Origin of the sequence: Georgenia sp. SYP-B2076, assembly GCF_003991205.1 — a bacterium.
In the GTDB taxonomy this organism is placed as follows: Bacteria; Actinomycetota; Actinomycetes; order Actinomycetales; family Actinomycetaceae; genus Georgenia.
In genome coordinates, this window is sequence record NZ_RXOZ01000033.1 from 141,842 (window position 1) to 164,125 (window position 22,284).

A 22,284-nucleotide genomic window follows, 5' to 3' on the forward strand; every position below is an offset into this window, starting at 1 on the left:
GTCGGAACGGCGCGGGACGCGCTCAGATGTACAGCGCCGGGTCCGCCCAGGGGTCGAGCTGGAGCGCGGCGGGCGCCGAGCGCGGCCGGGCCGGGATCCCCACGGCGACGGCGCCGGCCGGGACGTCCCTGACGACGACGGCGTTCGCCCCGATCTTGGCGTCGGACCCGATGGTGACCGGGCCGAGCACCTTGGCGCCGGCGCCGATGACCACGCGGTCGCCGACGGTGGGGTGGCGCTTGCCGCGGCTCATGGAAACCCCGCCGAGGGTGGTGCCGTGGAACATCACGACGTCCTCGCCCACCTCGGCGGTCTCGCCGATGACCACGCCCATGCCGTGGTCGATGAACAGCCGCCGGCCCAGCGACGCGCCCGGGTGGATCTCGATCCCGGTGCGCGCCCGCGCGAACTGCGAGAGCAGCCGGGCCGGCAGCTTGAGGAGCGGGTTGGCGTGCCACATCCGGTGTGCCAGGCGGTGGAGCCACAGGGCGTGCACGCCGGGATAGGCGAGCGCGACCTCCACCAGGGTGCGCGCCGCCGGGTCCCGGCGGCGCGCGGCCTGCAGGTCCTCCAGCAGCAGCTGGCGGAACGGCAGGTGAGAGTCGTGCACGTCAGTCGACCAGGCCCTCGAACAGGATGGTGGAGAGGTAGCGCTCGCCGGACGACGGGATGATCACGACGATCGTCTTGCCGGCCATGTCCGGGCGGTGGGCGATGTTCACGGCCGCGGCCAGCGCCGCCCCGGAGGACAGCCCGACAAGCAGGCCCTCCTCGGTCGCGGCGCGGCGGGCCCACGTCACGGAGGTCTCGGCGTCGACGTCGAGGACCTCGTCGTAGATGCTCGTGTCCAGGATCTCGGGCACGAAGTTCGCGCCGATGCCCTGGATCTTGTGCGGGCCCGGCTGGCCGCCGTTGAGGATCGGGGACTCGGCCGGCTCCACCGCGAACATCTTCACGCCGGGCTTGCGCTCCTTGAGCACCTGGCCGACGCCGGTGATGGTGCCGCCCGTGCCGATGCCGGAGACGACGGCGTCGACCTGGCCGTCGGTGTCGGCCCAGATCTCCTCGGCGGTGGTCTTGCGGTGGATCTCCGGGTTGGCCTCGTTCGCGAACTGGCGGGCCAGGACGGCGCCCTCGCGCTCGGCGGCGATCTCCTCGGACCTGTCCACGGCGCCCTTCATGCCGGCGGCCGGCGGGGTGAGCACGAGCTCGGCGCCGAAGGCGCGCAGCAGCGCCCGGCGCTCCTTGCTCATCGACTCGGGCATGGTCAGGACCACCTTGTAGCCGCGGGCCGCGCCGACCATCGCGAGCGCGATGCCGGTGTTGCCCGACGTCGCCTCGATGATCGTGCCGCCGGGCTTGAGCTGCCCGGAGGCCTCGGCCGCGTCGACGATCGAGACGCCGATGCGGTCCTTGACGGAGCTGGCCGGGTTGTAGAACTCGAGCTTGGCGAGGACGGTGGCGTTCGCGCCGTCGGTAATCCTGTTGAGGCGGACGAGCGGGGTGCGCCCGATGAGCTCGGTGACGTCGTTGTAGATCGTGGCCATGGTGTTCCTCTTCCTGGATGCGATACCGGGCCGGTGGGTCTCGGCCCGAATGGTGAGATCGGTGCGTGGGACCGGCGGTGGTCCCGCGGGGGCTGGAGCGCCAGGCATGCGGGGTCGCACGCTTGAGCCGGGCGCTCTACAGACAGACGGGGCGGCAGGAGGACAGCACGACGACGGAACGGGCGACGAGCGTCTCGCTCACAGCGGCGTCCTCACTTCCGTGGTGGGCCGGCGGCGAACCGGCGACGGCACGCCGACATCGGTCGGCCCCCGGGCTGGCGCTGGCCGACGTGGAGCGCCGACCTTGAAGCCTCAACCACCTTAGCGTGCGACGTGCACCACACGCACGGCGCCCCGCCGGGCGTGGGCGCAGGCGCGGGCGAGCTCTGCGCACGCGCGGTCGGGTTTCTGGAGGCTGCGTGGTCGGTGAACCTGCCGGTTGCGCCATCCGTAGACCCGGAGGTGCGCCGGCGGTGGATCTGGGCGCGTCATCGATGGGCCCAGAGGTCGCCCCGCCCGCGGACCCGCAGGCCGGCGCGCGCTGCGCCCGCCGGTTTCGCCGGCCGGCCGCGCCTGCTGGCCTCGCAACTCGCCGCGACACTCCGCCGCGCCCCGCTGCGCCCGCCGTGCGCGACGGCGTCGCTGCGCGCGCCGGCCTCGCAACCTCGCCGCGTGCGGGCCTCGCTGGGCCCGCCGTGCCGGGCCCCGACACCTTCTACTCGCGCCAGCAGAACCAGGTCCGACGACGCGGCCGCAGATGGCGACGACCGTCAGCCTGGCGGAGCGGCGGAACCGTCAGCCCGGGGGAGAGGCGGAACCGTCAGCCCCCGAGGCGCAGCCCCGGCGGCTCACCGGGCGCCGGCGCGGGAGCGCTCGGCGAAGGTGTTGAGCAGCGCCGCGCCCGTCGCGGCGTCGTCAACGGTGACGACGAAACGGCGGCCGCCGGTGCGGTGCACGGCGATGGCCTCGCCAGCACGGACCACCACGCCGACCGTGCCGTCCAGGGAGATGCGCAGCCCCCAGCCGCCGAACTGGCGGAACGGCCTGACCTCCGTGACCTCGGCTCGCTCGATCTCGGCCGAGGGGACGTGCTGGCGGGGCCAGCCCAGCGCCCCCTTGGCGGTGAGGCCCGAGGCGTCCACGCGGACGTCCCACACGAACATCGTGAGCACGGGCGGCAGCACCGCCACGAAGATGACGAAGACGAACCAGCTTTCCGCCGCGACGCCGAGGGCGATGCCGAGGGCGACGTACAGGGCGCCGAGCGCCCAGGCCCACCGTTGCACGCGATGGCCGGCGCTCACGCGGTGCGCCCACACCGCCCGTTCGTGCGCGCCGAGCGTGGCCCGGCTGGCGCCGTCGGGCACGGGGGCGGTCGTGGGACGCTCCGGGTCGGCGCCGGCGAGCAGGCCGGCCGCGAAACCGGCGAGTACGGCGGCCGCGGTGGCCAGGGCGAGGCCGAGGTCGGGGACGGCCGCGCGGTGGGGGTCGTCCAGCCCCAGCTGTGCGGCGGCCTGGGCGACGAGGATGCCCGTGAAGTACACGGCGGTCCCGGTCGCCAGCGCCAGCACCATGCGGCGCGTCAGCGCGGTACGACCCACGGTCAGCGACAGCACCGCCAGGACGACGAAGCTCGTCCCGCTGATCACGCCGGTGGTGATGAACAGCTCTCGGACGGGGCCGACCCGGTCCACGCCCCCGACGCCCCAGTGCAGCGCCACCTGCTCGGGCAGGCGCGGGACCCACCTCAGGACGAGGCCCCACCCCGCCGCGATCACGGCCGCGGGGACGACCACACCGAACAGCCACGCCCGCGCACGATGGGGCAGGGGCGCGCGGGTGGTGTCGGCCACGCTCATCGCTTCTCCTCGGGTGTGTCGATCATCGTGGCGACCGCCGACAGGGGCATGTTCAGCTCCCGTGCGACGTCGCGCACCTGGCTGATCGCCCGGCGCAGCTGTTCGTAGCGCTCGGCCGCGTGGGCCGTGATGACCGCACCGCGGCCGCGGCGCAGCTCGAGCAGGCCCTCGTCGCGCAGCACCTGGTAGGCGTGCAGGACGGTGTGCTGGTTGACCTCGAGGGACGCGGCGAGATCGCGCGCGGAGGGCAGCCGGTCGCCCGAACGGGCGTCGCCGGAGACGACGGCGGTGCGCACCTGCCCCGCCAGCTGCTCGAAGAGCGGTTGGGGCGAGGTCGGGTCGATGCGGAGCAACATACGGACAGAGTATTGCTCTAGCGCAACTAGAGCAATACGCTTCCGGCCCGGTCGGTTATGCCGGCCGCAACCGCGGGTCCGGCACCGCGTCGCGGACCCAGTGGCGGACGACGTCGTTGAACAGCCCGACGTCCTCGACGTTCCACGCGTGGTGCATAGCGGGCGCGATACGGCACAGGGCGTGCGGCACGGCGCGAAGCAGGTCGGGGAACGAGCGCCGGACCGACGCGGGCTCCTTGCCGCCGGCGACGGCGAGCAGCGGCCCGCGGTAGGCACCCAGTCCCGCCGGTGTGCCGCCGTCGAACACCTCTCTCATCATGCGCACGGCGTTGTCCTTGGTGACGGTGAGGCCGTGGTCGACGAAGAGGCTGCGGGAGTCCTCCGGCAGGCCGAAGGCGCGGGACTGGGCGTGCCAGAACCATCTCTTGTCCCACAGGTTCAGCTGCGCGTTCCCCAGCCGCCGCGTGCCTCCGTGCACCCCGGTGAGCGGCACCCCGCTGATCAGCCCGGACTCCACCACCTCCGGGTGCTCGGCCAGCAGGCGTGTCGCGACCACCCCGCCGAGGGAGAGGCCGACGACGTGCGCCCGCCCCCCGCGTGCGTGCGCGGCGATGGTCCGCGCGACGTCCGCGGCGGTCGCCGCCAGGCTGTCCCAGCGCTCGTGCGCGCGGTCGCCGAACCCGGGCAGGTGCGGCGTGAGGATGTGGAAGTCCGCGAGGCCGGTGACCTGCGGGTCCCACATCCAGTTGGCGACGTTGCCGCCGTGCAGGAAGACGATCGTCGTGCCGGCGTGCGCACCGGATGAAGGATGCTCGACGGGGTAGCCGCCTGGTCGGGCCGAGGCGTGGGCGGTCATGGCAGGTTCCTCTCGACGGTGTCCAGCCATTCGAGCTCGGCGCGGACGTGGGTGAGCCCGTTCTCCAGGGTGGCGAGCATGAGATAGCCGCCGCGGTCGTGGGCCTCGGCGTGGCGCGCGCGCCTGGCCGTGAGCTCCGTGAGCAGGACCTCAGCCTGTGCGCGACGCTCGCGAAGGAGGTCGAGCACCTGCTCCCTGCCCAGGCTCCCCGCGAAGAAGATCCGCGCGAGGAACGGTTCCCGCTCGGCGTGGGGCGTGAGGTCGGAGGCGAGCCACTCCGTGAGCGCGCGGCGGCCGGCCTCGGTGATGTGGTGCTCCTGGCGGTCGGGAAGGCCGACCCCCGGGACCACCTCGACGGTGGCGTAACCGTCCCTCACCAGGCCGGCGAGGGTGCGGTAGACCTGGGCTTTGTCCGCCGCCCAGAAGTGGCGGATGGTCGAGTCGACGTGCTTCTTCACGTCGTAACCGGTCATGGGCGCGATGTTGAGCAGGCCGAGGATCAGTCGTGCAAGCACCATGCGCATAGTAGACCACACAACTAGTCGATAATACGTCTATGCGCGTTCCCCGCGCTGAGGCTCGCGTCCCGGTGCCTGCGCGCGCTCGCTCGCGCTCGCGGTGCCTGCGCCCGCCGTCGCTCGCGCCTGCGCTCGCGTTCCCGGCGCCGCGCGGCCGCTGTCGGCGGCGGCGGGGGAGGTGGCGGCGGATCGGGCGAGGCGGCGGGAGAGCGGGCCTGCGGTCAGCGGACCGGGTGCTCGACGACGGTGGTGCCCGCCGGCCGGGGTGCGGCGGCGCCCGAGGTCAGGGAGGCGAGCAGAGACGTGAGGGCCTCGCCGTCGTCGGCGGCCAGAGTGAGCCGGACGGCGGACGCGCCGTGCGCGACGTCGTAGACGCTCACCCCGCGCGCGTGCAGCTCGGCCTCGATCCGGCCTGCGGCGGCATGGGGGAGGTCTACCTCCCACAGCCCGAGGCGCTCGAGGGAGACCACCGGGGCGACTTCCAGCGCCCTCTGGACGGCGTCGGAGTAGGCCCGCACGAGCCCGCCGGTGCCGAGCTTGACCCCGCCGAAGTAGCGCACGACGACGGCCCCGACGTCGCTCAGTCCCGACCCGCGCAGCGTCTCCAGCATGGGCATCCCCGCGGTGCCGGCGGGCTCGCCGTCGTCCGAGGAGCGCTCCACCCGGTTCGCGCCGGGGACCTCGACGACGAACGCGGAGCAGTGGTGCCGCGCGTCCGGGTACCGGCCGCGCGCGTCGGCCACGAGACGCCGCGCGTCGCCCTCGTCGTCGATGCGGCGCAGTACGGTGAGGAAGCGCGAGCGGCGCACCTCCGTCGTCGCGGTCACGTCGTCGCCGCGGGCCAGCCGGAGGTCGCTCACCATCCGAGTATCCCGCCGCGCGCGCCGACCGGCCCCAACCTACGGCTACCGCGACCGCGCCGACCCGCGACCACCGTGACCGCCGCGATCCCGGCGTGGGAATGTCCCGCCGCGCCCCGCGTTCTACAGGCGTCGGGAACGACCCCGGCACCCGTTCAACAGAGAGGGGACGCGCCGATGGCCAAGAGCACCGAGCTGCGACCCGTGATCAAGCTGCGGTCCACCGCCGGGACCGGGCACACCTACGTCACCCGCAAGAACCGGCGGAACGAGCCCGACCGCCTGGTCCTGCGGAAGTTCGACCCGGTGGCCCGTCAGCACGTGGAGTTCCGCGAGGAACGGTGACGACGTCGCGACGGCGACCCGGAGGGGCCGGCGTCGCCCTTGCACCCGTATCGACAAGGACAGGTCATGAAGAAGGACATCCACCCCGCATACGCCCCGGTCGTCTTCCGTGACTCCTCGGCGAACTTCGCCTTCCTCACCAGGTCGACCCTCACCTCGGGGAAGACCATCGAGTGGGAGGACGGCAACACCTACCCGGTGGTCGACGTCGACATCTCGTCGGCCTCGCACCCCTTCTACACGGGCCGCTCGCGCGTGGTCGACACCGCGGGCCGCGTGGAGAAGTTCCGTCAGCGCTACGGCAAGCGGCCGGAGAACAAATAACTGGCGACCCGCGCCGCGCCCGGCGGGCCGCCCGACGGCTTTCGGGGGGCATGCGCGGCCAATGTCACACCCGGTGTAGGCTGTCCAGGTTGGCTAGACGGTCCTTCCACGTGGGAGGGTAGTCGTCGGCAACATCCCTCTACGTACGGAAGGAGCGGCAAGGGCATGGCAGTTCCGAAGCGCAAGATGTCCCGCAGCAACACCCGCTCTCGCCGGTCCCAGTGGAAGGCGGCGCTCACCGAGCTCGTCGTCATCCGCGTCCAGGGCCGCGAGGTCAAGGTGCCGCGGCGACTGGCCAAGGCTTACCAGAAGGGCATGCTGGTCGAGGGCTGACCCTCACCAGTGCCTGACGACGGGCCCCCCCACCGACTCGGTGAGGGGGCCTTTCGCTTGCCCGGCGGCGGGCCGTCCGGACGCGACCGCGGCCCGGAGAACGACGAAGCCCGAACCCAGGAGGGTTCGGGCTTCGTCGTGGATGTCGTGCCAGATGGAGCGGGTGACCGGGATCGAACCGGCACCATCTGCTTGGAAGGCAGAGGCTCTACCATTGAGCTACACCCGCGGGGGATCCCGCACGAGGATTCTAACCAGATCTGACGGGTACCTCCGCACCGGCGCACGACGGCGACCGGGATGGCCCCCGTGGTCTCCGCGGGCCGTGCGGACGTGCCGGGGCCGGACGGCGCGGGGGACGCCCGTCGGACCCGTACAATCTCGGTGGCGCCGTCACCGGCGCGACGGGATGTGGCGCAGGTTGGTAGCGCGTCCGCTTTGGGAGCGGAAGGTCGTGGGTTCGAATCCCGCCATCCCGACCGCTGTGAAGTCGCAAGACACCGCCTACAGCCCGGACCCTCAGCTCGAGGCGCGCGCTGCGAGGTGCACCGGCCAGGTGCAGGCAGGTCGCCAGGCACCGCCAACTCGGCCGGACGCCGGCATCGTCGCCGGCGCCCGTGTCGCAAGCGGCCGGCTACGCAGGCGAACCGATCTGCCGGGTCGCGCGCGGACAGCGCCGCCGTGTCGCCGCGAGCCCGGTGTCACGCGTCCCTGCGCCTCAGCACCACGGCGCCGGCTCCGAGAGCCACGACGGCGTAGGCGCCCACGACTCCCACGCCCTCCCACGCGGCGAGCGGTGACGCAGCCGAGAACGCGTTGCTGACCGACAGGAACGACGTCGCCGCAGGCAGTGGCAGGTAGGTCATGGCGTCCTGGACCCAGTCGAGGTTGACGAACTGCAGGACGCCCGGCAGCAGCAGGAGCACGGTCACGACAGCGGTGATCGTCCCAGCGGTGCTGCGGATGATCGCGGCGAGACCGAGGGCGAACAGGCCGGCCACCACAAAGAAGTACGTCATACCGCCGACGACCTGCCACGTCCGGGCGTCGTCCAGTGCCGGCACGAGGTCGTGGCCAGACAGGAGGGGCGCCGAGACCAGGGCCGCAACCACGAGGCCGACGACGCTGACACCCACCGTCACCACCGTGATGGTCAGTGCCTTGGCGGCCAGCATGCTCAGCCGGCGAGGCACCGCGCTCAGGGTCGACCTGATCATGCCGGTGGAGTACTCCCCTGTGAGCAGCAGGGCGCCCAGCACCGCGACCGTGAGCACCCCGACCTGGTACCCCCCGGTGACGACCTCTGCACCGATGATCTCGAACGAGGCGGCTTGCTCACTCGTGGCGCCGGGCGCTCCGGCGGGGATCCGACCATCGAGCATGAGCCCCACCCCGTAGGCCTGCAGGAGGGCGAAGCCCGACATGAGGACGACGGTCAACCCCAGCGTCCACCACGTCGAGCGCAACGAGAAGAGCTTGATCCACTCCGAACGCAAGGTCCCGCCGAAGGTGAGACGAGGATGAACGTCGCGGAGGTGCCGGCGCGACGCGACGGCCGGGGATGTGGTGACGGGGCTCATCGGATCAGGCCTTCCTGTAACCGACGGCGTAGTACCGAAGGTGTGTCCCTCCGCGTCCCGCGTGAGGTTCAAACGGGCATCCTCGAGGCCCGGCGTGCTGCGGGTGAACGCACGCAGCCCCCTGGAACGAACTGCGAAAGGGCCACATGAACAGCGATCATGGGCCATTTCCGGTCCAGAAAGCGCCAAATACTCCGATATCGTCGATCGGGTTTCCCCAGAACCGTGATCTCAGCCCTATCCGCGTTCGATCCACATGCCCGGCCGGCGCGGGTCACACGATCGAGGTGCCGGTCTCGTTGACCGTCATCTCGCCGGTCGTGGCGTTGCCGCCTGACCTGGGTCCGCCCGCGGGTGGACGCCGGCCCGCTCCGTGCGGACCAGGGCGGTCCTGGGCGGGTCGGGCGACCGCGCACGCCGTCGCGCACTAACCGCCCCGGTGGACCTCGATCGTCGGCGGCGTGGCCAGGCTCTGGCCGACCACGCAGTAGCGCTCCGTCAGCGTCCCCAGCTTCTCGAGCTGCTCGTCGGTCGCGTCGGTGTCCAGCGTGACGGTGAGGACGACGTCGGTGACGCCGACGGGTGCGGCCCGGTCCACGCCGAGCGTGCCCCGCGCGTCGAAGCGTCCCTCCGCGACCAGCTCCGCCGCGCGGACGTCGACCCCGAGGGCGGTGGCCACGCTGCGCAGGGTGACGCCGGCGCAGGCCAGCAGCGCCTCGAGCAGCATGTCCCCCGAGCACGCGTCGGAGCCGTCCCCGCCGGTGGCCCGGTGCAACCCGGCCCGTACCGGTCCCGCCCAGCTGCCGACCGTCGCGGTGATCCCGCCGTCCGCGAACGTTCCGTGCGCGCGCAGCGGCGTGAGCGCGGCCCGCGGGTCCTCGCGGTAACGGTCCTTGAGCGGCCGCTGCCGCTCCCTGAGCTCCGCGGCGTCCATGGCGCCAGTATCCGCGCGGGTCTGCGGGTGGGCCAGCCTCAGGGGCGCCCGTGTCCGGAGGCGTGGCACCTCGGCCACCGCCCACCGCGCCGGCGGACTCACCGGCCGCGGCGCGGGGGCGTGCTTGGTTGGGCTGGGCGGCGTGCTCGCGGGCCCATTGTCCTCGCCGTGCGCATGTGACCGTCCTCACACATGATGTGGCGATGACGAGAGTGATCAGCCCGACGACATGTGAACGGTGCACAGGCGAGCTGGGGCGCCATCGGCATGTCCAGCTCGTGACGCCGCCGAGGGGCGGGCGCGCCGAGCACGTGTGCTGCGCCTGCCACGCCGCGGCGCTGGGCCTGCCGGAGGTGGACCTCGCCTGCCGCCCGCCGAGCCGGGCGCTCGGCCGGGCGGCGTAGGCGCCGCAGCACCCGGACGGCGGGTCCGTTGACCGCCGTGACCGGACGGCTTCTGGCCACCGATGGTGCTCGAACTTGCCCTCGTGACCTAGGATTGGTCGGTCTGCCCACTGGGCAACCCGGCGAGGTGCCACGAGCAGGCATGACCTTCCCCGTCGTCCTCCGGCGGGAAAACCCGACCGTCCATCCGATGAGTGGAGAGCACCGCAGTGAAGAGCGCCGTCGAGAACCTTGAGCCCACCCGGGTCAAGCTGACCGTGGAGGTGTCGTACGACGAGCTCAAGCCGAGCCTCGACCACGCCTACTCCCACATCGGGGAGCAGGTCAACGTGCCTGGCTTCCGCAAGGGCAAGGTCCCGCCCCGCATCCTCGACCAGCGCGTGGGGCGCGGCGCCGTCATCGAGCACGCCGTCAACGACTCCGTCCCCGGGTTCTACAACCAGGCCGTCGCGGAGACGGACATCAAGCCCATGGGCCAGCCGAGCATCAACGTCACCGAGATCCCCTCGGTCACCGGGGCCCCGGGCGGCCAGCTGATCTTCGAGGCCGAGGTCGACATCCGGCCCGAGATCACGCTGCCCGCGCTGGACGGCATCGAGCTCACCATCGATGACGTGACGGTGACCGACGACGACGTCGCCGAGCGCCTGGACGCCCTGCGCGAGCGCTTCGGCTCCCTGGTGGGCGTGGACCGCCCCGTGGCCGACGGCGACTTCGTCGTCATCGACCTCACCGCCAAGGTCGGCGACGAGGAGGTCGACTCCGTCTCCGGCGTCTCCTACCAGATCGGCTCGGGCAACATGCTCGACGGGCTGGACGAGGCACTGACCGGCGCGAGCGCGAACGAGACGAAGGTCTTCACCGCGGCCCTGGCCGGCGGCGAGCACGCCGGTGAGGACGCCGAGGTCACCGTGACCGCGACGGCTGTCAAGGAGCGGGACATGCCCGCCGCCGACGACGACTTCGCCCAGCTGGCCTCCGAGTTCGACACGATCGAGGAGCTCCGCGAGGACCTGCGCGCCCAGGTCGCCAAGGACAAGGCCGCCGACCAGGCGGTCCAGGCCCGTGACCGCCTCCTCGAGCGCCTGCGCGAGGCCACCGACTTCCCGGTCCCGGCCGGCGTCGTCGAGGCCGAGATCAAGCGCCACCTCGAGGCCGAGGGCAAGGAGGAGGGCGACGAGCACGGCGAGGAGGTGCGTGAGGAGATCACCGACCTCATGCGCGACCAGCTGCTGCTCGACACCCTCGTCGAGGAGCTCTCCGTGGGCGTCACCCAGAACGAGCTCCTCGAGTTCCTCATCTCCAACGCCCAGCAGTACGGCATGGAGCCCAACCAGTTCATCCAGGCCGCGTCGCAGACCGGCCAGCTCCCGGCGTTCATGGGCGAGATCGCGCGCAACAAGGCCCTCGCGGTCGCGCTGCGCAAGGTCGTCGTCAAGAACGGCGCCGGCGACGTCGTCGACCTGAGCGAGTTCATCGGCTCCGACGAGCTCGACGCCGCCGGCCCCGAGGACGCCGCTGCGTCGGCCGAGAGCGCCGAGTCGGCCGAGTCGGCCGAGTCGGCCGAGTCCGCGGACTCGCCCGAGAGCCCCGAGTCCGCCGACTCGCCCGACGAGGCCGGCGAGGCGACGGCCGAGAAGCCCGCCGCCAAGAAGGCCCCGGCCAAGAAGGCCCCGGCCAAGAAGACGGCGAAGGCCGACACCGAGGCGAAGGCCGAGGAAGCCCCCGCCAAGAAGGCCCCGGCCAAGAAGGCACCCGCGAAGAAGGCGGCCGCCAAGGCGGACGAGGCGTAGCCCTCCCTCCAGACCCGGCGTCACAGACGGGCCCGACCCCCACGGGGGCCGGGCCCGTCCGCGTACCGGGGCGGCCGGCGGTGCACCGCTCGGTGAACGTGCGCCGTGAGCGAAAAGGGCGGTCGGGAGAAAGGATCTGGTGGGTGGCGGCGTTAGTGTCCAGACACGGACCAGAACCGGTCGAGACGCCGGGGTCGACACCCGGGCAAGAAGGAGCATGCACGTGAGCGAGCAGATGCCGCAGGCCAGGACCGAGACGACAGGCATGGGCCTGAACGACAACATCTACAACCGGCTGCTCAAGGAGCGCATCATCTGGCTCGGCTCGGAGGTCCGCGACGAGAACGCGAACGCCATCTGCGCCCAGATGATGCTGCTGTCCGCCGAGGACCCGGACAAGGACATCTACCTGTACATCAACTCGCCGGGTGGGTCGATCACCGCCGGCATGGCGATCTACGACACGATGCAGTACATCCAGCCCGACGTCTCCACCGTCGCCATGGGGATGGCCGCCTCGATGGGGCAGTTCCTGCTCTCCTCCGGCACGAAGGGCAAGCGCTACGCCACCCCGCACGCCCGCGTCCTGATGCACCAGCCGTCCGGCGGCATCGGCGGCACGGCCACGGACATCCGGATCAACGCCGAGCTGATCCTCCACATGAAGCGGACGCTGGCGGAGCTGACCGCGGAGCAGACCGGCAAGACGGTCGAGCAGATCAACAAGGACTCCGACCGGGACCGCTGGTTCACCGCCCCTGAGGCCCTGGAGTACGGCTTCGTCGACCACGTCGTCGAGAGCTCCTCCTCCGTGCCCGGCGGCGGCGGCACCAACACGAAGTGACGCCCCCGAGCCACGTCGACCCTCTCACCCCAGGAGTTCCCTTGAACAGCCCATTCCTCGCCCAGACCGGTGCCATGCCGGCGTCCACCGCCCCGGCCATGCCGTCCTCGCGGTACGTGCTCCCCCAGTTCGAGGAGCGCACGGCCTACGGGTACAAGCGGCAGGACCCGTACACCAAGCTCTTCGAGGACCGCATCATCTTCCTCGGGGTGCAGGTGGACGACGCCTCCGCCGACGACGTGATGGCACAGCTCCTCGTCCTGGAGAGCCAGGACCCGGACGGCCTGATCACGATGTACATCAACTCCCCGGGCGGCTCGTTCACGGCCATGACGGCGATCTACGACACGATGACGTACATCAAGCCGCAGATCCAGACGGTGTGCCTCGGCCAGGCGGCCTCGGCCGCCGCGGTGCTGCTCGCCGCCGGCTCGCCGGGCAAGCGCCTGGCGCTGCCCAACGCGCGCGTGATGATCCACCAGCCCTCCCTCGAGGGCGGCGGCTACCTGCAGGCCTCGGACATCGAGATCCACGCCAACGAGGTGCTGCGCATGCGCACCTGGCTCGAGGACACCATCGCGATGCACTCCGGCACGCCCGTCGAGCAGGTCCGTCTCGACATCGAGCGCGACAAGATGCTCACGGCCGAGCAGGCCAAGGAGTACGGGCTCGTGGACCAGGTGCTCGAGTCGCGCAAGACGCCGGTGCTCACGAAGGCCTGAGCGGGTCGCTCCGGGGGTGACGCCCGGGCGCGTGCCGTCCGGATTCGGGCGCGCACGCGGCCCGGGCGTCTCCGCACCCGGGATGTCCGCGCGGCGGGCAGGACAGACATGTGCCGCGTGGTGTGGAATGGTGAGGTACGGCCGGCGCGGCCGCACGTTGTAGGTGGACGAGACGAGAGGGTGGTGGGGCCCGGTGGTTCGCACAGGTGAAGGGGCAGACCTGCTCAAGTGCTCGTTCTGCGGGAAGAGCCAGAAGCAGGTCAAGAAGCTCATCGCAGGCCCGGGTGTGTACATCTGCGACGAGTGCATCGACCTGTGCAACGAGATCATCGACGAGGAGCTCGCGGAGTCGAGCGAGCTCGGGCTGGTCGACCTGCCCAAGCCGAAGGAGATCTTCGACTTCCTCGAGGAGTACATCATCGGGCAGGACCCCGCCAAGCGGTCGCTCGCCGTCGCCGTCTACAACCACTACAAGCGGGTCCAGGCCAAGGAGAACTCCGCCCAGGACGACACGAGCGTCGAGATCTCCAAGTCGAACATCCTGCTCATCGGGCCGACGGGCACGGGCAAGACCTACCTCGCGCAGACCCTGGCGAAGATGCTCAACGTCCCGTTCGCCATCGCCGACGCCACGGCGCTGACCGAGGCCGGCTACGTCGGTGAGGACGTGGAGAACATCCTCCTCAAGCTCATCCAGGCCGCGGACTTCGACGTGAAGAAGGCCGAGAAGGGCATCATCTACATCGACGAGATCGACAAGATCGCGCGCAAGAGCGAGAACCCGTCGATCACCCGCGACGTCTCGGGCGAGGGCGTGCAGCAGGCCCTGCTGAAGATCATCGAGGGCACGCAGGCGTCGGTGCCGCCGCAGGGCGGCCGGAAGCACCCGCACCAGGAGTTCCTGCAGATCGACACCACCAACGTGCTGTTCATCGTGGCGGGCGCGTTCGCGGGCCTGGAGGAGATCATCTCCGCGCGGGCCGGACGCCGGGGCATCGGTTTCGGCGCGCCGCTGCGCTCCGCCGACCAGGAGGTCGACCTCTTCGGTGAGGTCCGCCCCGAGGACCTGCACAAGTTCGGCCTCATCCCGGAGTTCGTCGGCCGCCTGCCCATCGTCGCCACCGTGAGCACGCTGGACCAGTCGGCGCTGGTGCGGATCCTCACCGAGCCGCGCAACGCCCTGGTCAAGCAGTACCAGCGCATGTTCGAGATCGACGGCGTGGAGCTGGAGTTCACCGACGACGCGCTGGAGGCCATCGCCGACCAGGCCCTCCTGCGCGGCACCGGCGCGCGTGGCCTGCGGGCGATCATGGAGGAGGTCCTCCGCGAGGTGATGTTCGAGGTGCCCTCGCGCGACGACGTCGCCCGCGTGGTCATCAGCCGCGAGGTGGTCCTGGAGAACGTCAACCCCACCCTCGTGCCCCGCGAGGCGGTCACGAAGCGGCGCACGCCGCGCGAGAAGACCGCCTGACCGCAGCATCGACGCCTGGCCGGGCCGCCCATTCTGGGCGGTCCGGCCAGGCGCGTTCGGGGGCCGGGACCGGCCCGGGAGTGCGCCCGGGAACGCTCCAGGGGCGCCCCGGGAGAGCGCCCCTGGGGCGCCCCGCGAGCGGCGCGGGAGCGGCCAAGCATCGGCGCGGGAGCGGGCCGAGGGGCCCCGCGGTGCGGGCCGACGGCGCGGCCGTGGCACCAAGTGACCATGAGGACAACTGCCGCCGGGGCGGTCTAGCCGTGCCCCGCACAGTGGGGCACAGTGGTGCCCACCACTGGTCCCGACAGAGTGAGGTTCCTGATGCGACTTGACCGGATCACGGCCGACCTGCCCACCGACGTCCCGTTCGCGACCGTCGTGCTCGACGCGACCCGCGAGAGCGAGACGGGGGAGCAGGCCGTGCTGACGCGGTGGAAGGACCTGCGCCGCTCGCTCGAGGGCCAGGGGGCCCCGGAGGACGCCCTGGAGGCGCTCGAGGAGCGCGTCCGGGTCATCAGCCGCGCCGGCGGCCAGCACGGTCGCGTGCTGGTGGCTGCGGGTGGCGAGATTCTCCTGGATTGTTCCCTCGCCGAGCCCCCCGCGGCCGACGAGGCCCTCTTCGCCGAGGGGCCGAACGCCTTCGCCCTGGCGCGGGTCGCCGACGAGCACGTCCGCTACCTGCTCGTGGCCGTGGACCGGTCCGGTGCCGACCTCACCCTGCACGACTCGGCCCAGGCGGCCGCCGCGAAGAACGGGACCACCTCGCTGGAGGGCGGCCACGACGTGCTGACAAAGGCGGGCGCAGGCAGCCGCGCGCAGGGCGGCTTCCGCACCGGGGGCCGCGCCCAGCGCCGGTTCGAGACGCGCGCGGAGGACTCCTGGGAACGCAACGCCGAGGCGGTAGCCGCCGAGCTGGATCGCATCGTCGGTCAGCGGCACCCCGAGCTGGTCGTGCTCACCGGCGACGTCCGGGCACGCGCGCTGGTCGTCGACGCCGTGGGGCCCGCCACCCGTGAGGCCCTCGCCGTGGTCGAGGGCGGCTCACGCGCCGACGGCGTGAAGGAGGGCGTGTTCGCGGCGCGGGTCCGCGACACGCTGCAGGAGTTCCGTCTGCGCCGCCGCGAGGTGGTCCTGGACCGGTTCCGGCAGTTCCAGGGGCAGGACGGCCCGGCGCTGACCGGACGGATGGACGTCCTGGACGTGCTGCGCCGCGGCCAGGTGGCCGAGCTCATCGTCACGGAGGCCGTCGCCGGGCCGCCGTCGTCGCTCGCGGGGAAGAACCTGTGGGTGGGCGACACGCCGCTGGAGATCGGGCTGAGCGAGCAGGACGTCGCCGACCTCGGCGTCTCCACGCCGCGGAAGATGCGCGCCGACCTGGCCCTCGGCCGGGCGGCGCTGGCCCAGGGGGCCGGCATCACCGTGGCCGACGAGGCCAGCATCGCCCTGGCCGACGGCGTCGGTGCGCTGCTGCGGTGGCACGACGCCGCGACCCCGAACGACAGGGTCTTCAGCCAGAGCGCCGACGCGCACCGGGTCTGACCCCGGGCGGCGGGGCGGGGCGGACGAGGCGGGCGGGGTGACGCCGCTGCACCGCCTCGTCCGCCGGCGCCGGTCCCGGCCCGGCCACGCGGGTTCCGGCCGGCCAGCGCGGGTTCCGGTCCGCCCCGCGGTCGCGGCGGCGCGGGCCGCGTCCCGAGCCCGGCGGCGCGGTCCCCGCGGTGGCCGGTGGGTGGACGCCGCTGGGCGCGCCCGCCCCCGCACGTAGGATCGGGCCATGACTGAGGGGATCCACCGCAGCAACGAGCCCGCCGAGGTGCCCGGCGAGCTCCGGGAGGCTCGGGCCACCATCGACAACATCGATGCGGCCCTGGTCCACCTGCTGGCCGAGCGGTTCCGGTGCACGAAGAAGGTCGGGGTCATCAAGGCGCACCTCAACCTGCCGCCGTCCGACCCGGGCCGCGAGGAGCGGCAGGTCGCCCGCCTGCGCGCGCTCGCCGAGGAGGCCGGCCTCGACCCGGTCTTCGCGGAGAAGTTCCTGAAGTTCATCGTCGAGGAGGTCATCCGCCACCACGAGGACATCGCCGGCACGATGGCCGAGGACGGCGCCCAGCAGGCCGTGCCGGGCGCGGTAGGCCCCCGGGCCTGAGTGGCCCTGTCGCCCCCCGCGCCTTCGCGCCGGTGAGCGCCCTCCTGCCGTGCCGGTCTATCCCGTTGGCTCAATCCACGGAGGGTCGGGACCTTTCCGCAGCGCCGACGGCCACGCGGTTCTGGTGGCGGACGCGCGGAGCCCTCGGGGTGGGCGTGGTCGCCATGGTTGCCGTGGCCTTGCCCCACACGCGAGGCACGGCGCCGCGCCACCCGGTCGGCGAGGTAGAACCTCTCCGGCGAGCCAGCACATCTCGGCCTTCTATCTCGCCGCAGTTGTTCTACCTCGGACGGTCTCCCCTCAGAAGGGGGGACCTGGCCGCGGATCTCACGCCGGTTCCCGGTGGTCCCAGGCGGTGCGACGAACAGGCGGGCGGTCCTCGGCGGTCTCCCGCCCGCCGAAGCGGGCCCCGGGGAAGGCGTCCGAGGAGATGACCGGTCGCCGCGGCAGGGGGCGAGCGCCTGGACAGGGCGCGCCCCTCCGCCAGTCCCTGTTAGTAGATGACCGCTCGCCGGCAGAAAGCGCTCGCCGGCATGGGGGAGGCGCGCCGATCAGCCGTAGATCGACTCGACGTCCGCGGCGAAGTCCTTGAGCACCAGCGCGCGCTTGACCTTCATCGAGGGGGTCAGGTAGCCGTTCTCCTCGGTGAAGTCCGTGGTGAGCACCTTGACCTTGCGGATCGACTCGGCCCGCGAGACCACGTCGTTGGCGCGGGTGACGGCGCGGTCGAGCGCCGCCAGCACGCGCTCGTCGGCCGCCGCCTCCTCGACGCTCATCGCGGGCAGGTGGTGGTTGGCCAGCCAGCCCGGGAGCATGTCCGCGTCGAGGGTCACCAGGGCGCCGATGAACGGCTTGCCCTCGCCCACGACGACCACCTGGGAGACGAGCGGGTGGCCGCGCAGGCGGTCCTCCAGGACGGCGGGGGCGACGTTCTTGCCGCCCGCGGTCACGATGATCTCCTTCTTGCGGCCCGTGATGCGCAGGTAGCCGTCGTCGTCGAGCGTGCCCAGGTCACCGGTGACGAACCAGCCGTCGGCGTCGAAGGCCTCCGCCGTCGCCGCCGGGTTGTTGTGGTAACCGCGGAAGACGTTCCCGCCCTTGACCAGCACCTGGCCGTCCTCCGCGATGCGGACCGACGTGCCCGGGTAGGGCGGCCCGACGGTGCCGATCTTGACCAGGCCCGGCCGGTTGACGGTGGTCGGGGCGCCGACCTCGGTGAGGCCGTAGCCCTCCAGGACGACGACCCCGATGCCGCGGTAGAAGTGACCCAGCCGCTCGCCCAGGGGCCCGCCGCCCGAGACGGCGTAGACGAGGCTGCCGCCCATCGCGGTGCGGATCTTGCCGTAGACGAGCCGGTCCGCCAGCGCCCGCTGGGCCTTGAGGGCGGCGGACGGGCCCGCGGCGCTCTCCAGCGCCCGGGAGTACTCGATCGCGACCTTCGCGCCCCAGCGGAAGATGCGCTGCTTGGTGCCGGAGCCGGCCTTCGCGTCGGCGGCGTTGTAGACCTTCTCGAACACGCGCGGGACGGCGAGGAGGAAGGTGGGCTTGAACGCGTCGAGGTCGGCCACGAGGTTCTTCGCGTCCGGGACGTGGCCCATGACGGCGCCGGAGTACACGCACAGCACCTCGACGAACCGGGCGAAGACGTGCGCGAGCGGCATGAACAGCAGCGTGCGCTTGTTCCCGCCGCGGACCACCTGGCTGAAGTTCGGGTCGTCGCTGCCGTTGACCACGAGGGAGACGAAGTTCCCGTGGGTCAGCTCCACGCCCTTGGGCCGGCCGGTGGTGCCGGAGGTGTAGATGATCGTGGCGAGGGAGTCCATGCCGAGGGCGGCGGTGCGGTCCGCGACCTCATGGTCGGCCACGTCCGCGCCGGCCTCGACGAGCTGCGCGACGGCGCCGTCGTCGATGACGAAGACGCGCTCCAGGCCCGGCACCTTCCCGATCAGGGCCCGCGCGATCTCGGCCTGCGCCCGGGTCTCGGCGAAGACGACCTTGACCTCGGCGTCGGACACGATCCACTCGACCTGGGCGGCCGAGGACGTCTCGTAGACGGAGACGGGGACGGCGCCGGCGGACCAGGCCGCGAAGTCGAGCACGGTCCACTCGTAGCTGGTGCGGCTGAGGATGGCCACCCGCTCGCCCGGGGCGACGCCGAGCGCGACGATGCCCTTGGCGACGGCCGCGACGTCGGCGGCGAACGCCCGGGTGGTGACCGGCACGAACTCGGTGCCCAGCGCCGACTTGCGCTCGAAGATCGTGCCCTCGGGCGACTTCGCGAGCCGGTCGGTGAGGATCCGGGGGATGGACATCTCCGGGCTCAGGCGCCCCACGCCGGGGGTGCTCGCCTCACGTCCCGCGCTCAGCTGGTGCGTGCCTGTCTCGTCCATCAACGTCCCTCCAGTGTGGCCGCCCGGGGCGGCCGCGGACGTCGCCGCCGGCGGGGATGCCCCGGCCGACGGCGACGCGTGGTCTCAGCGGCGCGGCTCGGCCTCGTCGAGCTCGTGCCCGGTCACGTCGGCGTGCTCGGCGGCGGACGACCCGACGATCTCCAGGTCGCCGCGGACCCGCCCGGCCGCGCGCAGGTCGCCCAGCGCCTGCTGGAGGTACGCGACGGCGGCCGCGGGCACCTCGAGGCGGGCCCGGGCGAAGGTCGTGCGCTGGGACACCTTGGCCTCGGACTTGACCTTGCGCAGCGCGGCCAGGGCCTGGCCGGTGGCGCCGATCAGGGCGGGGTCGCCACCCGCCGCCGCGGCGCGCAGCGGCTCCGCCGTCGGCCAGGCCGCCTGGTGCACGGAGCCGGCGCGGTACCAGCTCCACACCTCCTCGGTGGCGAAGGGCAGGACCGGGGCGAACAGGCGCAGCATCGTGTCCACGGCGATGGCCAGCGCGGCACGGGCCGAGGCGACCTCGGCGTCCGGCAGCGTGCCCTCGCGGTTGTAGGCGCGGTCCTTGACGAGCTCGAGGTAGTCGTCGCAGAAGGTCCAGAAGAACGTCTCGGTCGTCTCCAGGGCCCGGGTGTGGTCGTAGGCGTCGAGGGCGGCCGTGGCGGCCTCGACGACGTCGGCCAGGCCCGCGAGCATCGCCCGGTCGATCGGGGTGGTCACGGCCGCGGGGTCGAGCACGATCGGGGCGTCCCCGCCCATGGTGAGCGCGAACTTGCTGGCGTTGAGGATCTTGATGGCCAGCCGCCGGCCGATCTTCATCTGCCCGACCTCGAACGCGGCGTCGGTGCCCAGGCGGGCCGAGGCCGCCCAGTAGCGCACGGCGTCGGAGCCGTGCTCCTCGAGCAGGCCCATCGGGGTGACGACGTTGCCCTTGGACTTCGACATCTTCTTGCGGTCGGGGTCGAGGATCCAGCCGCTGATGGCGGCGTGGCGCCACGGGAGCGCCCCGAATTCCAGGTGCGCCCGGACCACGGTGGAGAACAGCCAGGTGCGGATGATGTCCTGGCCCTGGGGGCGCAGGTCCATGGGGTAGACGCGCTCGAACAGGTCGGGGTCGCGCAGCCACCCGCCGGCGATCTGCGGGGTCATCGACGACGTCGCCCAGGTGTCCATGATGTCGACCTCACCGACGAAGCCGCCGGCGACGCCGCGCTGGTCCTCGGTGTAGCCCGCCGGCACGTCGATGCTCGGGTCCACCGGGAGCGCGGCCTCGTCGGGCACGAGCACGCGGTCGTAGTCCGGCTCGCCGTCGGCGTCCAGGGCGTACCAGACGGGGATCGGCACGCCGAAGAAGCGCTGGCGGGAGACCAGCCAGTCGCTGTTGAGGCCGCCCACCCAGTTCTCGTAGCGCACGCGCATGAACGCCGGGTGGAAGTCGAGCTCCTGCCCGCGCTCGAGCAGCTCCTCGCGCAGGTCCTGCCCGGAGCGGCCGGTGTACGGGCGCCCGCCGTTGCGGATGTACCACTGCCGCGACGTGACGATCTCCAGCGGCTTGTCGCCCTTCTCGAAGAAGTTCGTCTTGCGCTGGGTGGGGGTCGGCTCGCCGTCGAGGTCCCCGGCGTCGCGCAGCGCGTCGACGACGGCGGTGCGCGCGGAGAACGTCGTCTTGCCCGCCATCTCGGCGTAGAGGGCGCGCCCGGTCTCGTCGGTGATCCAGTCCGGCGTCTCGCCCAGGATGCGGCCGTTGCGGCCCAGGACCGGACGGGTGGGCAGGTCGAGCTCGCGCCACCACTGGACGTCGGTGAGGTCGCCGAAGGTGCAGCACATCGCGATGCCGGCGCCCTTGTCCATCTCGGCGGCCGGGTGGGCGAGGACGGGCAGCTCGACCCCGAACAGCGGCGAGGTCACGGTGGTGCCGAAGAGGGCCTGGTAGCGCTCGTCGTCGGGGTGGGCGATGAGGGCCACGCAGGCGGCCAGCAGCTCGGGGCGGGTCGTCTCGATGTAGAGCGCCTCGCCGCCCGGCTGGTGGAAGGCGACCTTGTGGTAGAAGCCGGGGTAGTCGCGCGCCTCCAGCTCGGCCTGGGCGACGGCGGTCTGGAAGGTGACGTCCCACAGCCCCGGCGCGGCGGCCTGGTAGGCCTCCCCGCGGGCGAGGTTGCGCAGGAAGCCGGCCTGCGCGACGAGCTGGGAGTCCTTGCCGATGGTCTGGTAGTGGTGGTCCCAGTCCACGCTGAGGCCGAGGTGGCGCCACAGCGCCTCGAACTGCTGCTCGTCCTCGGCGGTGAGGCGCTGGCACAGCTCGATGAAGTTCTTCCGGCTGACCGGGATCTGGTCCGCGGCCTTGACGGACTTGCCCTCGCCGCCGATGTGCGGGGGCGTGAAGTCCGGCTCGTAGGGCAGCGACGGGTCGCAGCGCACGCCGTAGTAGTTCTGCACGCGCCGCTCGGTGGGCAGGCCGTTGTCGTCCCAGCCCATCGGGTAGAACACCGACTTGCCGCACATGCGCTGGTAGCGGGCGACGACGTCGGTGTGGGTGTAGCTGAACACGTGGCCCACGTGCAGCGACCCGGAGACCGTGGGCGGCGGGGTGTCGATGGAGTAGACCTGCTGGCGGGTCGCGGTGCGGTCGAAGGCGTAGGTGCCGGCCTGCGTCCACGTGGAGTTCCAGCGGTCCTCGAGGCCGTCGACGCTCACCTTGTCCGGTACCGACGGGGCCGGGAGGGTCTCGGCTTCGGGGACGGTTCCGGTCAGGGGTGCTTCGCTCATGGTGGGAGATTCTTTCACGTCGGCGGCAGTGGGCGCCGTCACGGTCCGCGGACGCCGGCGGGCCGGCTCGCCGGCGGCCGCCACGGAGGTAGAACAAGGACGAGGTAGAACAGTTGCGGCGAGGTAGAACGCTCAAACCTTCTACCTCGCCGCAACTGTTCTACCTCGCCGCTGTTCTACATCGCCGCGCGGGTGACGATCGGCCGCGCGGGCAGTCGCGCGCTCAGGCCATCCGGTCC

At 72.3% G+C, this 22,284-nt stretch carries 20 protein-coding genes and 2 tRNA genes; 10 read left to right on the plus strand and 12 right to left on the minus strand.

Annotated elements, in window-relative coordinates; translation table 11 throughout:
- Positions 1 to 22: 22 nt before the first annotated feature.
- The 7 genes from epsC to EJK16_RS14805 all read right to left on the minus strand — a co-directional run bounded on the left by epsC (position 23) and on the right by EJK16_RS14805 (position 5,999).
- Entirely contained in the window at positions 23 to 610 is a 588-nt protein-coding gene (gene epsC, locus EJK16_RS14775; protein WP_240646088.1) for a serine O-acetyltransferase EpsC, read from the minus strand.
- A 1-nt stretch (position 611) separates the two neighbouring features.
- On the minus strand, positions 612 to 1,547 hold the full coding sequence (gene cysK, locus EJK16_RS14780; RefSeq protein ID WP_127130633.1) for a cysteine synthase A: 936 nt from the start codon (positions 1,545 to 1,547) through the stop codon (positions 612 to 614).
- Positions 1,548 to 2,395: 848 nt separating this feature from the next.
- Positions 2,396 to 3,406 carry a DUF1648 domain-containing protein gene (locus EJK16_RS14785; protein ID WP_127130635.1) on the minus strand — a complete coding sequence of 337 codons (1,011 nt, stop codon included), beginning with the start codon at positions 3,404 to 3,406 and terminating at the stop codon, positions 2,396 to 2,398.
- Complete coding sequence (locus tag EJK16_RS14790) at positions 3,403 to 3,762, minus strand: GntR family transcriptional regulator (RefSeq protein ID WP_127130637.1); 360 nt, start codon at positions 3,760 to 3,762, stop codon at positions 3,403 to 3,405. The genes EJK16_RS14785 and EJK16_RS14790 overlap by 4 nt, the downstream gene beginning before the upstream one ends.
- A gap of 55 nt (positions 3,763 to 3,817) precedes the next feature.
- Positions 3,818 to 4,618: an alpha/beta fold hydrolase gene (locus tag EJK16_RS14795; RefSeq protein ID WP_127130639.1), complete on the minus strand. Its 801-nt coding sequence runs from the start codon at positions 4,616 to 4,618 to the stop codon at positions 3,818 to 3,820.
- Entirely contained in the window at positions 4,615 to 5,136 is a 522-nt protein-coding gene (locus tag EJK16_RS14800; protein ID WP_127130641.1) for a PadR family transcriptional regulator, read from the minus strand. The genes EJK16_RS14795 and EJK16_RS14800 overlap by 4 nt, the downstream gene beginning before the upstream one ends.
- Before the next feature lie 221 nt (positions 5,137 to 5,357).
- The gene (locus EJK16_RS14805; protein WP_127130643.1) at positions 5,358 to 5,999 is read right to left on the minus strand and encodes a YigZ family protein; all 642 of its coding nucleotides are present in this window, start codon (positions 5,997 to 5,999) and stop codon (positions 5,358 to 5,360) included.
- Between the two features lie 174 nt (positions 6,000 to 6,173).
- Here EJK16_RS14805 and rpmG point away from each other — a divergent pair, with 174 nt between their 5' ends.
- The 3 genes from rpmG (at position 6,174) to rpmF (ending at position 6,998) form a co-directional block, all read left to right on the plus strand.
- A complete protein-coding gene (gene rpmG / locus EJK16_RS14810) occupies positions 6,174 to 6,341 on the plus strand; it encodes a 50S ribosomal protein L33 (RefSeq protein ID WP_127130645.1) in 168 nt (55 codons plus the stop codon).
- Positions 6,342 to 6,407: 66 nt separating this feature from the next.
- Complete coding sequence (locus EJK16_RS14815) at positions 6,408 to 6,665, plus strand: type B 50S ribosomal protein L31 (protein WP_127130647.1); 258 nt, start codon at positions 6,408 to 6,410, stop codon at positions 6,663 to 6,665.
- 165 nt (positions 6,666 to 6,830) lie between these two features.
- Positions 6,831 to 6,998 carry a 50S ribosomal protein L32 gene (gene rpmF, locus EJK16_RS14820; protein ID WP_127130649.1) on the plus strand — a complete coding sequence of 56 codons (168 nt, stop codon included), beginning with the start codon at positions 6,831 to 6,833 and terminating at the stop codon, positions 6,996 to 6,998.
- 155 nt (positions 6,999 to 7,153) lie between these two features.
- Here the strand turns inward: rpmF and EJK16_RS14825 are convergent.
- Positions 7,154 to 7,227, minus strand: a tRNA-Gly gene (locus EJK16_RS14825).
- A gap of 176 nt (positions 7,228 to 7,403) precedes the next feature.
- Between EJK16_RS14825 and EJK16_RS14830 the strand changes: the two genes are divergently transcribed.
- Positions 7,404 to 7,477 (plus strand) — tRNA-Pro (locus tag EJK16_RS14830).
- Positions 7,478 to 7,699: 222 nt separating this feature from the next.
- On the opposite strand, the gene EJK16_RS14835 is transcribed toward EJK16_RS14830, so the two are convergent.
- Together EJK16_RS14835 and EJK16_RS14840 are read right to left on the minus strand one after the other, a co-directional pair.
- Complete coding sequence (locus EJK16_RS14835) at positions 7,700 to 8,578, minus strand: ABC transporter permease subunit (protein WP_164737362.1); 879 nt, start codon at positions 8,576 to 8,578, stop codon at positions 7,700 to 7,702.
- A 427-nt stretch (positions 8,579 to 9,005) separates the two neighbouring features.
- Complete coding sequence (locus EJK16_RS14840) at positions 9,006 to 9,512, minus strand: OsmC family protein (RefSeq protein ID WP_127130653.1); 507 nt, start codon at positions 9,510 to 9,512, stop codon at positions 9,006 to 9,008.
- A 613-nt stretch (positions 9,513 to 10,125) separates the two neighbouring features.
- Here EJK16_RS14840 and tig point away from each other — a divergent pair.
- The 6 genes from tig (at position 10,126) to EJK16_RS14870 (ending at position 16,892) form a co-directional block, all read left to right on the plus strand.
- Positions 10,126 to 11,709, plus strand: coding sequence for a trigger factor (gene tig / locus EJK16_RS14845; RefSeq protein WP_127130902.1), 1,584 nt, complete (start codon positions 10,126 to 10,128; stop codon positions 11,707 to 11,709).
- A gap of 235 nt (positions 11,710 to 11,944) precedes the next feature.
- Positions 11,945 to 12,553 (plus strand): ATP-dependent Clp protease proteolytic subunit, encoded by a 609-nt coding sequence (locus EJK16_RS14850; RefSeq protein ID WP_240646105.1) that lies wholly within the window; start codon positions 11,945 to 11,947, stop codon positions 12,551 to 12,553.
- A gap of 74 nt (positions 12,554 to 12,627) precedes the next feature.
- The gene (locus EJK16_RS14855; RefSeq protein WP_127130904.1) at positions 12,628 to 13,275 is read left to right on the plus strand and encodes an ATP-dependent Clp protease proteolytic subunit; all 648 of its coding nucleotides are present in this window, start codon (positions 12,628 to 12,630) and stop codon (positions 13,273 to 13,275) included.
- A gap of 193 nt (positions 13,276 to 13,468) precedes the next feature.
- Positions 13,469 to 14,746, plus strand: a complete 1,278-nt coding sequence (gene clpX, locus EJK16_RS14860) for an ATP-dependent Clp protease ATP-binding subunit ClpX (protein ID WP_127130657.1) — start codon at positions 13,469 to 13,471, stop codon at positions 14,744 to 14,746.
- Positions 14,747 to 15,067: 321 nt separating this feature from the next.
- On the plus strand, positions 15,068 to 16,285 hold the full coding sequence (locus EJK16_RS19680; protein WP_164737363.1) for a Vms1/Ankzf1 family peptidyl-tRNA hydrolase: 1,218 nt from the start codon (positions 15,068 to 15,070) through the stop codon (positions 16,283 to 16,285).
- 235 nt (positions 16,286 to 16,520) lie between these two features.
- Positions 16,521 to 16,892 carry a chorismate mutase gene (locus EJK16_RS14870; protein WP_127130659.1) on the plus strand — a complete coding sequence of 124 codons (372 nt, stop codon included), beginning with the start codon at positions 16,521 to 16,523 and terminating at the stop codon, positions 16,890 to 16,892.
- A gap of 551 nt (positions 16,893 to 17,443) precedes the next feature.
- Here EJK16_RS14870 and EJK16_RS14875 read toward each other — a convergent pair.
- The gene (locus EJK16_RS14875) at positions 17,444 to 19,282 is read right to left on the minus strand and encodes an AMP-dependent synthetase/ligase (RefSeq protein WP_127130661.1); all 1,839 of its coding nucleotides are present in this window, start codon (positions 19,280 to 19,282) and stop codon (positions 17,444 to 17,446) included.
- An 84-nt stretch (positions 19,283 to 19,366) separates the two neighbouring features.
- A complete protein-coding gene (gene valS / locus EJK16_RS14880) occupies positions 19,367 to 22,045 on the minus strand; it encodes a valine--tRNA ligase (RefSeq protein ID WP_127130663.1) in 2,679 nt (892 codons plus the stop codon).
- Positions 22,046 to 22,284: the final 239 nt, after the last annotated feature.

Coding starts and splice junctions, on each gene's coding strand:
- cysK (WP_127130633.1), bottom strand. CDS start 1,547: ATGGCCACGATCTACAACGACGTCACCGAGCTCATCGGGCGCACCCCG.
- EJK16_RS14785 (WP_127130635.1), bottom strand. CDS start 3,406: ATGAGCGTGGCCGACACCACCCGCGCGCCCCTGCCCCATCGTGCGCGG.
- EJK16_RS14790 (WP_127130637.1), bottom strand. CDS start 3,762: ATGTTGCTCCGCATCGACCCGACCTCGCCCCAACCGCTCTTCGAGCAG.
- EJK16_RS14795 (WP_127130639.1), bottom strand. CDS start 4,618: ATGACCGCCCACGCCTCGGCCCGACCAGGCGGCTACCCCGTCGAGCAT.
- EJK16_RS14800 (WP_127130641.1), bottom strand. CDS start 5,136: ATGGTGCTTGCACGACTGATCCTCGGCCTGCTCAACATCGCGCCCATG.
- EJK16_RS14805 (WP_127130643.1), bottom strand. CDS start 5,999: ATGGTGAGCGACCTCCGGCTGGCCCGCGGCGACGACGTGACCGCGACG.
- rpmG (WP_127130645.1), top strand. CDS start 6,174: ATGGCCAAGAGCACCGAGCTGCGACCCGTGATCAAGCTGCGGTCCACC.
- EJK16_RS14815 (WP_127130647.1), top strand. CDS start 6,408: ATGAAGAAGGACATCCACCCCGCATACGCCCCGGTCGTCTTCCGTGAC.
- rpmF (WP_127130649.1), top strand. CDS start 6,831: ATGGCAGTTCCGAAGCGCAAGATGTCCCGCAGCAACACCCGCTCTCGC.
- EJK16_RS14835 (WP_164737362.1), bottom strand. CDS start 8,578: ATGAGCCCCGTCACCACATCCCCGGCCGTCGCGTCGCGCCGGCACCTC.
- EJK16_RS14840 (WP_127130653.1), bottom strand. CDS start 9,512: ATGGACGCCGCGGAGCTCAGGGAGCGGCAGCGGCCGCTCAAGGACCGT.
- EJK16_RS14850 (WP_240646105.1), top strand. CDS start 11,945: ATGCCGCAGGCCAGGACCGAGACGACAGGCATGGGCCTGAACGACAAC.
- EJK16_RS14855 (WP_127130904.1), top strand. CDS start 12,628: ATGCCGGCGTCCACCGCCCCGGCCATGCCGTCCTCGCGGTACGTGCTC.
- EJK16_RS19680 (WP_164737363.1), top strand. CDS start 15,068: ATGCGACTTGACCGGATCACGGCCGACCTGCCCACCGACGTCCCGTTC.
- EJK16_RS14870 (WP_127130659.1), top strand. CDS start 16,521: ATGACTGAGGGGATCCACCGCAGCAACGAGCCCGCCGAGGTGCCCGGC.
- EJK16_RS14875 (WP_127130661.1), bottom strand. CDS start 19,282: ATGGACGAGACAGGCACGCACCAGCTGAGCGCGGGACGTGAGGCGAGC.
- valS (WP_127130663.1), bottom strand. CDS start 22,045: ATGAGCGAAGCACCCCTGACCGGAACCGTCCCCGAAGCCGAGACCCTC.